At 42.1% G+C, this 12,859-nt stretch carries 13 protein-coding genes and 1 tRNA gene; all 14 read left to right on the top strand.

The features are described from left to right. The first annotated feature begins 366 nt into the window (after positions 1-366). The 14 genes from PSE7429_RS06470 to PSE7429_RS06405 all read left to right on the top strand — a co-directional run bounded on the left by PSE7429_RS06470 (position 367) and on the right by PSE7429_RS06405 (position 12,817). On the top strand, positions 367-1,509 hold the full coding sequence (locus PSE7429_RS06470; RefSeq protein ID WP_009626300.1) for a hypothetical protein: 1,143 nt from the start codon (positions 367-369) through the stop codon (positions 1,507-1,509). Between the two features lie 93 nt (positions 1,510-1,602). Further along, a complete protein-coding gene (locus PSE7429_RS06465) occupies positions 1,603-2,175 on the top strand; it encodes a TIGR04376 family protein (RefSeq protein ID WP_009626299.1) in 573 nt (190 codons plus the stop codon). Positions 2,176-2,389: 214 nt separating this feature from the next. Further along, positions 2,390-2,463: transfer RNA gene (locus PSE7429_RS06460), tRNA-Pro, on the top strand. A gap of 137 nt (positions 2,464-2,600) precedes the next feature. Further along, entirely contained in the window at positions 2,601-4,583 is a 1,983-nt protein-coding gene (locus PSE7429_RS06455; protein WP_009626298.1) for an N-6 DNA methylase, read from the top strand. Positions 4,584-4,586: 3 nt separating this feature from the next. Further along, positions 4,587-4,865 (top strand): hypothetical protein, encoded by a 279-nt coding sequence (locus PSE7429_RS06450; protein WP_009626297.1) that lies wholly within the window; start codon positions 4,587-4,589, stop codon positions 4,863-4,865. Beyond that, positions 4,865-5,338: a type II toxin-antitoxin system VapC family toxin gene (locus PSE7429_RS06445; RefSeq protein ID WP_009626296.1), complete on the top strand. Its 474-nt coding sequence runs from the start codon at positions 4,865-4,867 to the stop codon at positions 5,336-5,338. The genes PSE7429_RS06450 and PSE7429_RS06445 overlap by 1 nt, the downstream gene beginning before the upstream one ends. Before the next feature lie 2 nt (positions 5,339-5,340). Continuing rightward, positions 5,341-6,720: a type ISP restriction/modification enzyme gene (locus tag PSE7429_RS06440; protein ID WP_009626295.1), complete on the top strand. Its 1,380-nt coding sequence runs from the start codon at positions 5,341-5,343 to the stop codon at positions 6,718-6,720. A gap of 18 nt (positions 6,721-6,738) precedes the next feature. After that, entirely contained in the window at positions 6,739-6,951 is a 213-nt protein-coding gene (locus PSE7429_RS06435) for a hypothetical protein (protein ID WP_009626294.1), read from the top strand. Further along, the gene (locus tag PSE7429_RS06430; RefSeq protein ID WP_009626293.1) at positions 6,948-7,187 is read left to right on the top strand and encodes a type II toxin-antitoxin system HicA family toxin; all 240 of its coding nucleotides are present in this window, start codon (positions 6,948-6,950) and stop codon (positions 7,185-7,187) included. The genes PSE7429_RS06435 and PSE7429_RS06430 overlap by 4 nt, the downstream gene beginning before the upstream one ends. 14 nt (positions 7,188-7,201) lie before the next feature. Next, a complete protein-coding gene (locus PSE7429_RS06425; RefSeq protein ID WP_009626292.1) occupies positions 7,202-7,468 on the top strand; it encodes a hypothetical protein in 267 nt (88 codons plus the stop codon). 80 nt (positions 7,469-7,548) lie between these two features. Further along, positions 7,549-7,773, top strand: a complete 225-nt coding sequence (locus PSE7429_RS06420; protein WP_009626291.1) for a DUF433 domain-containing protein — start codon at positions 7,549-7,551, stop codon at positions 7,771-7,773. After that, the gene (locus tag PSE7429_RS06415) at positions 7,770-8,102 is read left to right on the top strand and encodes a DUF5615 family PIN-like protein (RefSeq protein WP_009626290.1); all 333 of its coding nucleotides are present in this window, start codon (positions 7,770-7,772) and stop codon (positions 8,100-8,102) included. The genes PSE7429_RS06420 and PSE7429_RS06415 overlap by 4 nt, the downstream gene beginning before the upstream one ends. A 12-nt stretch (positions 8,103-8,114) precedes the next feature. Further along, positions 8,115-8,411: a DUF433 domain-containing protein gene (locus tag PSE7429_RS27725; RefSeq protein ID WP_009626289.1), complete on the top strand. Its 297-nt coding sequence runs from the start codon at positions 8,115-8,117 to the stop codon at positions 8,409-8,411. A 140-nt stretch (positions 8,412-8,551) separates the two neighbouring features. Beyond that, on the top strand, positions 8,552-12,817 hold the full coding sequence (locus PSE7429_RS06405) for a helicase-related protein (RefSeq protein WP_009626288.1): 4,266 nt from the start codon (positions 8,552-8,554) through the stop codon (positions 12,815-12,817). The last annotated feature ends 42 nt before the right edge of the window (positions 12,818-12,859 follow it).

Genomic DNA, 12,859 nt, shown 5'->3' with positions numbered 1-12,859 from the left:
TTTCCCTCATTTTGCTATGGCTATTGCTGGCTAACTCAATGCCTATTTTCTCCCTTTTGTCAATGCGTAACTTCTATCTAATTTACAGCCCCATCTGAACAATCCCATCAGACAACTCGATCAGACAGCTCGATCAGACAACTCGATCAGACAATCTGATTTTGAGATCTGACAAAAAATTGTGGCATTAAGAAGCAATCTGTGGTATCACTTACCAGTATTATTTTTTTCTTGTTTGTTCTGAGACAGGTTCAAAGTATTGTGGCTTAGATTAGGATATCGACACAAAATAATTTGATTAATTTTGATTAATAAGTTTGGGTATTCTCACGAGTGCTTGGTTAATGGAGTGAATAGGGTTGGCATATGATGCAAAATACAGATAATAAAAACCAGTTTTACGTAACTCAAGACGTTGATGCCTATACAGACAACGTTGATAACTTAATGGACGATTTATTTGGAGAAGTAGAGTCTACTCTCCACGTTGATTACGCAAAGCAGCGATCGCTTAAGCAAAAAAGTTCGCCAACAAGATCCTCAAAAACACATACCAACTCCGCCCCCTATTCCTCCGCTCGTTCATCAAGCTCCGACATAGTTGCCATTGCCAAAATGGATTCTTCCGAAAGAGAGATATCGACATCAAAAGATACCGTTAGCATCACCAAACTTAACGTTGCGGATATTTCCTTGCCACCAATTTCCAAACAGGATGTTCTCTGGATTCAGCCTTACATCATGCGCAATCCAGAGCCAAGCAGCAATCTGCCCCCGATCGCGCCACCTCCAGAAACACCAAAATCTAACCTGCTCGATCGCTTGTTGTTGGTGTTTGCCTGTAGTTCGGCATTGCTAGCAGCAGTAATGTGGACGATTAATCATGGCATTTGGCTGGGTAGACAATCGGTTATCGTCCCTCAAGTCGCCAACTCTAAGGAAAATGCCGACAACAAGAACTTTGGCGAAGAAATTAAGCGGATGCTAGCAGAAGTGACCGATAAAAATCGGGCGATCGCTAGTCCGAACAATGCCCTTGGTAGCAATCTACCACTCATGACCGCCCCCCTCATTAGCACCATGCCCTTACCAGTTGGGGCAAATAATCCCTTTGCTAATGGGATGCAGCAACCAATGTACGTACCCGTATACCAACCACCTACCGTAAATGGTGGCAATAATCTCCCATCACCTCTTGCCTTGCCCCCTGCGACGGCAGGCAATACGATTGATGTCACCAATGGCTCTCCCAACGCACGAACATCACCAACTCAAGTCTCGTCCAACGCTGTAGCATCGGCTCCTACGCCCTCCTATACGTTAATTGGGGTACTTGATTTAGGCGATCGCTCTACGGCGATGTTTGATATGAATGGTTCGGTGCAATCGATCGGACTTGGTAAGGCGATTAGCAATACGGGCTGGTATGTATCGCGAGTAAGTCAGCAAGAAATCACAATTAAACGTGGTAAGGAGAGTAAAACCATATTTGTTGGGCAAAAGTTCTAGGTGTTAAAATGAGCGCTAGTTATGGCGCGACTTAATCTATAGACTCGCTTTAACTTTAACCTTAACTTTTTAAACAACATCTGAGGATAGTATATGGGGCTAATAGAGGATATATCCCGTTTTTTAGAGACCCGCTTAGAGGAATTTATTCGTAGTAATCCTCAGATTGAGTTACAAATCCTCGAAGATAAGTTACGGCAGCAAGAAGAAGAAATTGCCAAATTAATCGTTAGTTCCAAGCAAGAAGAGAAAAATCTCCAAGATCGGATTTTAGAAATTGCCGAAGAAATTCGGGTTTGGCACGATCGCACCGTGAAGGCGCAGTCGTTTGACCGTCCCGATCTAGCTAGCGCGGCAAAAGAGAGGGAAGCGGCTTTGTTACGTCAAGGCAATCAAATCTGGGCGCAGATGGAACTTGTAAAAAAACGCGCGATCGATAGTCAATCACTCCAAGTACAGATCCAAGAAAGGCGCAAAGAAGTGCAAGCCAAGATTGCTGAAGCGGCTAAGACGGCTAAAGCAAAATCCCCAAGTAGTACGCCTCTCAATTGGGATAATCTCTATACGCCTCCCTTTCGCGATCCTAACGATAAACTCGAAGAGACCTTCCGTAAATGGGAAATGGATGAGGAGCTAGAGCGTCTCAAGCGCAATATGGGTAAATAACGTCAGTGCGGGGTAAGCTGGCAAATTTTCAAAACCCAAAAGTAAAAGCCTTGCGTAGCGAGGCTTTTACTTTTGGGATTTGAGAAAGGGTTTGCGTAGCAAACCCTTTCTCAAATCCCGTTTCAAATTATCCTGAACTCATGTTAAAAAAAATTTTTCTAGTTGCAAAATCCGCAAATCATTGTGATATAGTAGGAAAGCGTCGAAAACGCAACGGGATGTAGCGCAGCTTGGTAGCGCACCACTTTGGGGTAGTGGGGGTCTTGGGTTCAAATCCCAACATTCCGATTTATAAACGCAGAAAAAATATTGAAAGCGGCGCGATGCGCCGCTTTCAATATTTTTTTCTGCAAAGGGCTGTATGCTGGTAATCATCCTGAAAAATTCTGTATTTCTTTTGTATTTCTATCGATAAGGATTTGAAGATGTCTGAAGGTTTGCATACATTTGAAGCGATCGCAATGGGGACTGAGGCGCAGCGCGTTGAGGCTTTGCGAGAATTTTTGGGCTATCCTTTGCAGGAGTTGGATCGGACGGGTTCGGGGTTTCGGTATGTGAGGGCGGGGCAGGATGTGGCACAGGCTAGGAATACTTGCCCGATCGCTGTGGGGTTTTATGAGGAGCTAGATCGGCTTAGTGATGCTGAGATTAAGGGCTTTTTGGTTGACAAACCACAGCAGCAGAAAATCTATGGGCATTATCAGAATCAGGAACCCGAAAATACGCCTGTGATGTATTTGCTGTTGCCAGTGGCGGAGCGAGTAGGACGGGTGGCGATAGTGTTACCTGCGGAAGGGAAGTTGCGTAAGAGCCAGATTCAAATTTTTGTTTGGGATAGTGATGACCTCAAGGCGCGATTGGGGCGTTTGCAATGGGGGACAATGCAATGGGCTAACAAGATTACTGAGACAGCTTTGCTTTTTTTGCCTAATGTGGATTGGGTGTTTTATAAACCGATTGAGACGGCGAAGGAGTTGGCGATCGCGTTAGCCCTTGTGACCCGTCAAATAGAGCAAGCAATTTCTGATGTATTTGCTAAAAAGCAAGCTAATGATTATTTACAGCGATTGTTAGAAAGTTTTAAAAGGGAGTTGCTGCCAAGTTTAAAACCGTTTTCGGAGAATGAGAAGGATTACAGTTTTGCAGATATCTATGCTCAGACGATCGCCTATGGTTTGTTTACAGCGAGGGTATTTCGGCAAGTGCGCGATCGCAAAGAACAGAAAACTATTCCTACCTATTTCACTCGTAAGGATGCTTGGGACTGTTTACCTGAGACAAATCCATTTCTGAGGCAGTTGTTTAAGGATGTGTCAGAGCATAGTTTGGATGAGTTTGGGGATGAACTAAGCGATGGCATCTTAGAAATTTTTGGCATTCTCAGAGCGGCGAAAATGGATGCGATTTTGTCTGATTTTGAACAAAAGATGAATCGTGAGGATATTGTGATTCGCTTTTATGAGGACTTTTTGGCGGCGTATAAGCCGAAGATGCGCGAACGGCGTGGGGTGTACTATACGCCTGAGCCTGTGGTTTCCTACATGGTGCGATCGGTTGATATTTTAATCAAGGAGAAGTTTGATAAGCCGCTTGGGTTGGCTGATCCAGAGGTGATGATTCTCGATCCTGCCTGTGGGACGGGGACGTTTTTGTTATGGATTTTTAAGTTGATTTACGATCGCTTTGAGAATGATGGTGAGGCGCGATCGCTAATTAAGCAAAAGCTTGGTGATATTACATGGTCGGACTATGTGAAGCATATGTTGACCCGTGTGTTTGGGTTTGAGTTGTTGATGGCTCCCTATGCGATTTGTCATTTGAAGTTGGGTTTGTTTTTGGAGGAGTCGGGTTATCGTTTTGATAGTTCGCAAAGGTTGGGGGTTTATCTGACAAATACGCTTGATGATGCGAAGCGGAGATCGGAAACTCTATTTAAGGAATTTATTGCTGAGGAATCGAATGAGGCGGCTGGGGTCAAGCTAGATATTCCTGTGATGGTGGTAATTGGTAATCCTCCCTATTCTGGACATTCTGAAAATAAGAGCGAGTGGGTGGGTGCTTTGGTGAAGGATTATTATTTTGTGGATGGGTTGCCATTGGGAGAGAAGAATCCGAAATGGTTACAGGATGACTATGTGAAGTTTATTCGCTTTTCACAGTGGCGCATTGATAAGACGGGGACAGGGATTTTGGCGTTTGTGACTAATCATGGTTATTTGGATAATCCCACTTTTCGGGGAATGCGTCAGAGTTTGGCGAAGAGTTTTAATTGGATTAGGATTTTAGATTTGCATGGTAATTCTAAGAAAAAGGAGACGGCTGTGGATGGCACAAAGGATGAAAATGTGTTTGATATTCAGCAGGGCGTGGCGGTTTGTATAATGATTAAAGATCAAGGAGGTACATAGGTTATGACTTTAAAAGAACAATTAATTCAAGAAATTGAGACAATGCCCGATGAAATATTGGTGGAAATTTTAGATTTTGCAGGTTTCATTAAATATAAACGTACACAACAAAATTTAGTACCACAATTACAAACAGCGTTGCCTTATCGCCAAGCATCAGGACGCTCTATTTTGAAGTGTGCTGGCACTTGGCAAGGCGATGATTTTGAGGAATGCTTACAAATGGTTTATACCAGTCGTGGCAAGGCACAATTTGATAAACATATAAATCCTTTTGAATAATGTATCTACTAGACACAAATCACTGTAGCCGTATCCTGCTAGGAGATCCAAACATCATTCGTCGTGTTGGCATGGTCGATGAATCGCTCATAGCTACCTGTGTGATCGTTAGGGGTGAGCTTACGTTTATGGTGGAGAACTCCAAGCAGAGAGATAGCAACTTGGTACGGCTAAATGAATTCTTTGATAACATTCGTGTTTATCTGGTTGATGATGCTACTGCGACTATCTATGGACATTTGAAGGCGTTGCTATTCAATCAGTTTGCTCCTAAAGCAAAAGAAAAGCGCAGAAAAACAACAATTACTGATTTAGGCTTTGATGATAACGATATTTGGATCGCAGCTACGGCAATTCAAAATAATCTCACTGTTGTCACAGCCGATAGTGACTATATTCGTATGCGTGAAGTATGGAATTTCCCATTAGAAAGTTGGTATTCAACTGTTCCTAATCCTAATACAGAGGTGTAAAAATGTCTGATATTCAACACGCGCATTTGTATGGGATGAGAGAGTCTAAGTATGATTGGCTATCGACTCATGATGTTAATTCTACAGATTGGAATGAAATAGAACCTCAAAAGCCTTTTCATTTGTTTATTCCACAAAATGATACTCTCTTCATTGAGTATGACGAAGGTTGGAAAATAACAGATATTATGAATACTAATGGATGGGGAATTGCTACAAGAAAAGATTATCTGTTAGTAGATTTTCTAAAAGATAAATTAGTCGAAAAATTCATTGATATAAAAAATCTAACTGCTGAAGAGGCAATATCCAAGTATGAAATAAAACAATCACCACATTGGGATTTTTCAATTGCAAAGAATTTAATGAGTAGGGATACCATAAATCATGTTAAATCAGTACTCTTTAGACCCTTTGATATCAGATTTTTGTATTATGAAAAATGTATGATTGAACGCGGTGATCATCGATATGGTCTCATGTCCAATATGTTTCATGAAAATATATCCCTAATTACAGTAAGAAGATCAGAAGAATCTAATAACTGTCATCATTTTTACTGCTCAGACACAATTTCTATTCTGCATTCTACTTCAGCTAAAGAAGGAAACTTTGTTTTTCCTCTCTATATTTATCCTGACTTAGAAACTTCTCAACAATCAACTTTTATAGAACAACGCCGCCCAAACTTCTCTGATGATTTCTTAAAAGAAATAACCAACAAACTAGGCTACACCCCAATCCCAGAAGCAATCTTCTATTACATCTATGCAATCTTCCATTCCCCAACCTATCGCACCCGTTACGCCGAATTTCTAAAAATCGACTTTCCCCGCGTACCCCTCACCAGCGACGATCGCCTATTCCGCAAACTTGGCGAATATGGCGAAGAATTGGTGGCATTGCACCTGATGAAATCAGAGAAGTTACCCCCCTCAATCCCCCCTTTCAAGGGGGGAAGCCAAGATTCCAGTTCTCCCCCTTTCAAGGGGGGAAGCCAAGATTCCAGTTCTCCCCCTTTCAAGGGGGGGAGCCAAGATTCCAGTTCTCCCCCTTCACAAGGGGGAGCTAGAGGGGGTTTAGAAATATCTTTTATCGACAAAGGCGGCGAATTTATCGTTGATGCAGGACATCCCAAATATAGCGATGGCGAAGTCATCATCAACAAAAAAGGCGACAGATTTACAGGAGTACCCAAAAGCGTTTGGGAATTTTATGTTGGTGGCTATCAAGTTTGTCACAAATGGCTCAAAGACCGCAAAGGTCGGCAACTCAGTCCCGAAGACCTCACCCACTACCAAAAAATCATCGTCGCACTCTTTGAAACCATGCAGATCATGAATGCGATCGATGCTGCCATACCCAGCTTTCCCATTGAGTAAACTAAGGAGAAAAACACCATGACAGAAATCATATTTTTAGTAGAAGAAGACTACATTGATGGAGGCTATACCGCCAAAGCAATCGGAGAGCCAATTTTCACCCAAGCTGATGATCTAGAAAGCTTAAAAGAACTATTGCGAGATTCCGTGCAATGCCATTTTATCGACGAAGCAAAACGCCCAAAACTAATCCGCCTCCACATCGTTAGAGATGAAGTGATTGCAGCATGAAAATACCCAGAAACCTCTCAGGAGAACAATTAGTAACAGCACTTGCTAAATATGGTTATGTCAAAACACGTCAAACAGGTAGCCATATTCGCTTAACAACTACAATTAAAGGAGAGCATCATATTACTATTCCCAATCACTCCCCTATCAAAGTTGGTACATTAAATAACATCCTTAAAGAAGTGGCAGAATACTTACAAATCACTAGAGACGATTTAATTAGAGATATTTTTTAGGTAGGTATAAAAAAATGAATTCATTTGAAAGTAAGGCTGAGTTTATCCGTTCGCTTCGTGGCAAGTATAGCCATATTCAGACTAGTAGTGAACTCTTTGCCCAGAGAAAACAAGAAGAGATTGATTGGGAGGATAGAAACGAAAGGCTAGACAGATTCAATGAGCAACAAAAAAATTCTTGGCAACCTAACTTTTTTGAGGATGTTATTGGTGGATGGGAAGGCGAAAAACTGGTTAGAGATATTCAACCTGATGATGAAATGAGAGAAAAGTTACGCTGATATATTTGTCATGACACATCGTAACTATTCCCAGCTTTCCCATTGATTAAAATTGAATAAATACGTGAAAAGGAAAAAATATGAATTACCAAGACCGCATCACAATTGAATCAGGCAAACGTAGCGGCAAACCCTGCATTAGAGGAATGCGAATTACCGTCTATGATGTGCTGTCATATCTAGCTTCGGGCATGACATATCAAGAAGTTTTAGAAGACTTCCCATACCTAACCCAAGAAGATATTCTTGCTTGTCTGAGTTATGCAGCAAATCGCGAACGTCAAACTCTATTAATACAAGCATGAAGCTCTTATTTGACCATAACTTATCTCCTCGGTTAGTCAATCGTTTAGCAAACTTATTTCCTGAATCCACTCATGTCTATACATTAGGCATGGGGCAAGAAGACGATCTCAATATATGGAAATATGCTCTGAGTAATGACTTTACTATCGTCACCAGAGATAGTGACTATAACGAGCTTTTGGTGTTGAAAGGATTCCCGCCCAAAGTTATTTGGATTAGACGCGGTAACTGCTCAACCAACGAAATCGAGACAATGTTGCGATCGCATATTGAAGATATTCAGTTGTTAGCTATCGATCAAACCTTTGGAATACTTACGCTGTACTAAAAAAGAGTAATTATGAAACAGCTAACTAGAATCACATTTAACCCCGAAGTAATGGGCGGTAAACCCTGCATACGCGGTATGCGAGTTACAGTTGGTACTGTCGTGGGCTTGATGGCATCAGGACGCACGATTCCTGAAATCTTAAAAGCCTATCCATACCTTGAAGAAGCCGATATCTATGAAGCCCTATCCTATGCTGAGACAAAAGCTGGAGATAGAAATACTTTCGATAACCTGTTGAGTAAGCCATTTCAATACCTCAATCCTTTAGAGCCTGTAGCACTTGATGAATGGGAAGTTTTGCAGTAGTTGAGAAGAAAGCTTACAAATCACAAATCTGCTAATAAATCTGGTGCTTGCTGCCGAATGTCATTGATATAGCTATAAAATGCGTAGCGGATTAAAAGATAAAAAACAAAATATACATAATATTTTAGGGGGACTATCCTATGCTCGAAGCCATTATTCAAGACTTAATCCGCAAAGAGCGCCCCTACTATTTGCCCCAAGGTAGTCCAATAAAAGGGCTAGACAACCAATATTGGCTAGTTTTCAAACACCGTGACGCTGACAACCTTCTCAAAAACATCGCCTCATTCTTCGGGCTAGGCAGCAAAAAAGACACCCATATTGTCATTCGCATTGACTTACAAGACGCAAAGATTTATTACTATCTCCCCAAAAAACAAGGGGATGTCCCTAGTACGAGCTTGCTAAGAATTGGCAATATCAAAAGCATTGAGAAATTCCTAAAGCGCGATCGCGTTACCAAAGAACCAGCATTACTAGAAGGTAGTCTCAGAGTCATTAAAGGCAATCAACGCCGCTATAACTTACCCGATGAATTAGCAAAATACAATATTGCGATCGCCCAGATGCTAGAACGTAGCAGCATCTATCGTCGCTCTACGGCTTACTTTGATAGTGGTATTCTCAAATTCTATGAGGAGCCACTGCAATCAATTATTCAGACCGATGGCAGAATCCTCTTACTGATGGATTGGCAGGGCTTCACGAAAAAGTCTGATATTAGCGAACTCGAAAAACTGCAAGACCCTGACTATCGCGCCCAATTCGCCCAGCGTACTTTACAAGAATTTTTGCAAGGACTTGCCGATAGTACCTTTAGCCATACGGAGATTTTGGCGGAGCTTGTGCGCTTAGAGTTCCTACAAATCAAGCTGATCAAAATGGAACAGGGACGCGCCATCTATCACAAAAAGACGGGTATCTTTAGCGATTCCCTTGATAACCACATTCTCCATGAAGGCTCTGACAACTTCACCCGTGCTGCCCATTCTCGCAATGCTGAGAGCGTCACCTTTTTATATTCTTGGGATGACCTAGACGGTGAGGCGATCGCCCAAAGTATCCAACAATTCGATCAAGAATGGCATCGTCAAGATCTAGCCTTTGACATCAGCTTAGAATTTTTGCAACAAGTCCGAGCCGAACGCGATCGTCGCGCCCAATTTCAAAAGCCCAATATTAAAACCATTAGCCCCGATCAGTTTCCCTCTGGGGAAACTACCAAAGTCGAGATTACAGGCGATAACCTCGATCAAGTTACCCAAGTTACAGTCATTGACAATCCGCTAGTCGAAGTCACGATTACAGAACAAACTCAGGATTTAATCAAAGCGGATGTTGAAGTTTCTCCCGATCATCCACCCCAGATATTGAATGATTTTCGAGTAAGGGATACCAAAGGCGAAGAATACAAAGTTAATCCTGCGATCGCGCCTAAAGTTAGCAATGTTGTCAAAGTCCCTGCTTTTCCTGAAATCCTTGGCTTTAAAGAAGCAATTGAAAAAATTCTCGCAGGTGAGTATGGCACACCTAACGACTTTCTCTATTGGATGGCAAAACAACGCCCCAATCAGTTTCGGGTCAAGCAGGACAGTTATCTTGATGAACTTATCAACGAAGGAATTCTTTATGAACATCAAAAATCAGGCGCACAGCATTGTCTGAGAGTAATGCAAGACTTTGGAGTTGCAGTCTGTGCCGATGCTGTCGGACTTGGCAAAACCCGCTTAGCTGCCGCCGTTGCCTATCTCTATCGCGAGCAAAAAGAACAACAAGGCGGACAGGCAAAAATTGCGATCGTGGCAGCTCAAAAGCTATGGGCAAACTGGGAACGTGAGATGTCCGAGCTAGGTTTTCGCCGTAAGGACTATGAACTTTTTAACAAAAACCTGATGAGTCGCAAGGGTAGCAAATTTGTAGAAGAGTTTAATCGCTTTGAAGGCGCAGATCTCGTAATCATTGATGAGGCTCACGAAGGCATCCGCAACTTTAACAACCGCATCCATAAAACCTGTTTACAGATCCGTGAGCAAGATCGAATCAATGGCAAACAGAGACAATTTCTATTACTAACTGCAACGCCTTGGAATAATCGCCGCGAAGATATTTACAACATTCTCAGTCCATTCTTAACCCGTTTGGAAGGCTTTAAGGAAGTCGGCTTTCCTAATGAAGTCTCACAATGGTTTGAAAGTCGCGAAAGTGGTGTCGAAAATTTCACCGATCGCACTGACCTATTTCGTCGCGTTTATAAACAACTCTTTTTGCAGCGTACTCGCCAAATGTTGCGTGAGGCAAGCCCAGAAATGAATGTCTATGCTAAACGTCTTGCCGAATGGCTACCAGTCCAGTTTGAACCAAGTACCGAGCAAGCCCTAGAGCAAATCTTCACTCAGTTTGAAGCCAGTCTCTATATCCCCTTTGCTGACCCATTGCGCTATTTCACAGGTACAGCCGAACAGCGATCGCTACTCAAAAACCAACGACGTTTTTTCCTACAACGTGCTGAATCGAGTATGTATGCTCTACGCCGCACCATTGTTAACTTCAGGATGCGAATTGACTTAATGCGATCGCGCTTAGCAGGAATAACACCTGATGCGGTCGGATTAAATAACTTTCTCCTTGACCATTACGGCTTTAGCAAACCAGTTCAAACCAAGATAGAACTTGATTATCAACTTGACTATGAGGCTGATTTCTTCATGGAAGATGAAGACTATGAAGAAGAAGAAGAGGAGGAAAATAATAATCCTGAAACCAGCAAAGAAACTAAGCGCCAGCAACTTCGTGACCAAATCAATAAAGCAACTGATGCTCTAACCGATCATCCAGAAAAAGCTCAACAAATCTATGCCCTGATGCTCGATGCATGTGAACAGGATTTAGTACAGATGGAGCAGATCCAAAACTTGCTTGCCGATGAATTTCTCAAAGACCACAAACGCGAACAGGTTACACAGCAAGTTAAAACCTTAATTAGCCAAGGCAAAAAAGTATTATTAATTTCTACCTTTTCCGATACTGTCCTTGATTACTATCTACATATGTCTAGGGACAGCGCGATCGCTAGTCAAGGTATCGGCATGGCGATCGGCTCCACAAAATCCTATTTTCCAGAAAATGCCAGAAGTTCCTTAAACTTTGCGCCCCATAATTTCATCAAAAATAATCGACAAACTAACGGTATCAAACGTCAACAGCTATTTCGACTCTTTGCTCCAGTCGCTACTTGCAAAAATCCTAGCGATCGCCCTAGTCCATCCGATGAAGTGATGGTGCTAATCGGGTCAGAAACACTCTCAGTCGGTCAAAACCTCCAAGATGCTGACTATCTAATCAATATCGACTTGCCTTGGAATCCCATGACCCTAGAGCAACGCATTGGACGGATTGACAGACCTAAGCAGCACAAAGCCGAAAACATTGTGATTTACTATGCCAACAGTGAAAGTCAGCTATTAAGGCAAGCAAGCAGACTGAAAAATCTCAATAAAAAACTCGTTGGCGATCTGGCAAATCCAGATGGTGAAATTTCTAATGTCACAGATGCCAATACTCTGGGCGCTTCAGTTTATGGTGATACCCTTTTTGATGATCCGATCTTGCCTGGCTATGTGGACTTCATTCAAAGTCTTGCCAAGGCGCGAAATATAGAGCATGTAAATCTACAAGAAGAAGTCTATCGTCAGCAAGAAAATTCCCATGACCTGTATACCCACCAAGAAATTTTGTATGCGGAGGATTTGAGTAAAAGAATTGCCGATCTAGGTCAAGACTATCAAGCTAATGCGATCGCCTTAGGGCAAAGTGGCGCTCAACAAGCCGAATCACAGGCTTTAACAGCTTTAACAGTTAAATATTTTGACCCAAATGGTGCGGTAATTGTCGAACAAGAACAACATATTTTCTGGAACGATCAAACAGGTGAGCGTGATGCCTATGGGGTAGCGATCGCCACTGCTTTTAATACGCCCGAAATCAGCGAAGTAATTGCAGCTAATCGGTTACTAACCTCAGCAAGCAATCTTTACAAACAACTAACAAAACTCAAGCAGAACCTATCAACTAACTTAGCCCAAGTTGATACCATCGCCAATATCACCGTCAATTCTGAACGACTCAACAAGATTAAAAAGCGAGTTGCCATGTTGGCTACATTTCCGAAAGGTATAGTTCGTCAAGATGTCACTGAAACGCTCAAGAAGCTTAATTCTTGTAAACATTTCAAACCAGTCCAAAAATTACTCAAGGACTACACGAATGGGGAAAAAGCAAAACTTGATCATGATGCCTTTGTTACCCAGTTAGTAGCGGATACTGACAAGTTAAATCTATTGGCGATCGATAATGCCCAAGCTACAAGCTTACAAGTATCTCTAGAAGCTCTTCTTCTAAGACTCTGATGTTGTTGTAATTTGGCGATTTAATAGTCCGAATTAGCAATT

It is taken from the genome of Pseudanabaena biceps PCC 7429, assembly GCF_000332215.1.
GTDB classification, from domain to species: Bacteria; Cyanobacteriota; Cyanobacteriia; order Pseudanabaenales; family Pseudanabaenaceae; genus Pseudanabaena; species Pseudanabaena biceps.
The sequence above is the reverse complement of the archived record's forward strand: the minus strand, read 5'-3'. Positions and strand labels throughout refer to the sequence as shown.

Excerpts from the sequence above, each read along its gene's own strand:
- PSE7429_RS06470 (WP_009626300.1), top strand. The coding sequence starts at position 367 with ATGATGCAAAATACAGATAATAAAAACCAGTTTTACGTAACTCAAGAC.
- PSE7429_RS06465 (WP_009626299.1), top strand. The coding sequence starts at position 1,603 with ATGGGGCTAATAGAGGATATATCCCGTTTTTTAGAGACCCGCTTAGAG.
- PSE7429_RS06455 (WP_009626298.1), top strand. The coding sequence starts at position 2,601 with ATGTCTGAAGGTTTGCATACATTTGAAGCGATCGCAATGGGGACTGAG.
- PSE7429_RS06450 (WP_009626297.1), top strand. The coding sequence starts at position 4,587 with ATGACTTTAAAAGAACAATTAATTCAAGAAATTGAGACAATGCCCGAT.
- PSE7429_RS06445 (WP_009626296.1), top strand. The coding sequence starts at position 4,865 with ATGTATCTACTAGACACAAATCACTGTAGCCGTATCCTGCTAGGAGAT.
- PSE7429_RS06440 (WP_009626295.1), top strand. The coding sequence starts at position 5,341 with ATGTCTGATATTCAACACGCGCATTTGTATGGGATGAGAGAGTCTAAG.
- PSE7429_RS06435 (WP_009626294.1), top strand. The coding sequence starts at position 6,739 with ATGACAGAAATCATATTTTTAGTAGAAGAAGACTACATTGATGGAGGC.
- PSE7429_RS06430 (WP_009626293.1), top strand. The coding sequence starts at position 6,948 with ATGAAAATACCCAGAAACCTCTCAGGAGAACAATTAGTAACAGCACTT.
- PSE7429_RS06425 (WP_009626292.1), top strand. The coding sequence starts at position 7,202 with ATGAATTCATTTGAAAGTAAGGCTGAGTTTATCCGTTCGCTTCGTGGC.
- PSE7429_RS06420 (WP_009626291.1), top strand. The coding sequence starts at position 7,549 with ATGAATTACCAAGACCGCATCACAATTGAATCAGGCAAACGTAGCGGC.
- PSE7429_RS06415 (WP_009626290.1), top strand. The coding sequence starts at position 7,770 with ATGAAGCTCTTATTTGACCATAACTTATCTCCTCGGTTAGTCAATCGT.
- PSE7429_RS27725 (WP_009626289.1), top strand. The coding sequence starts at position 8,115 with ATGAAACAGCTAACTAGAATCACATTTAACCCCGAAGTAATGGGCGGT.
- PSE7429_RS06405 (WP_009626288.1), top strand. The coding sequence starts at position 8,552 with ATGCTCGAAGCCATTATTCAAGACTTAATCCGCAAAGAGCGCCCCTAC.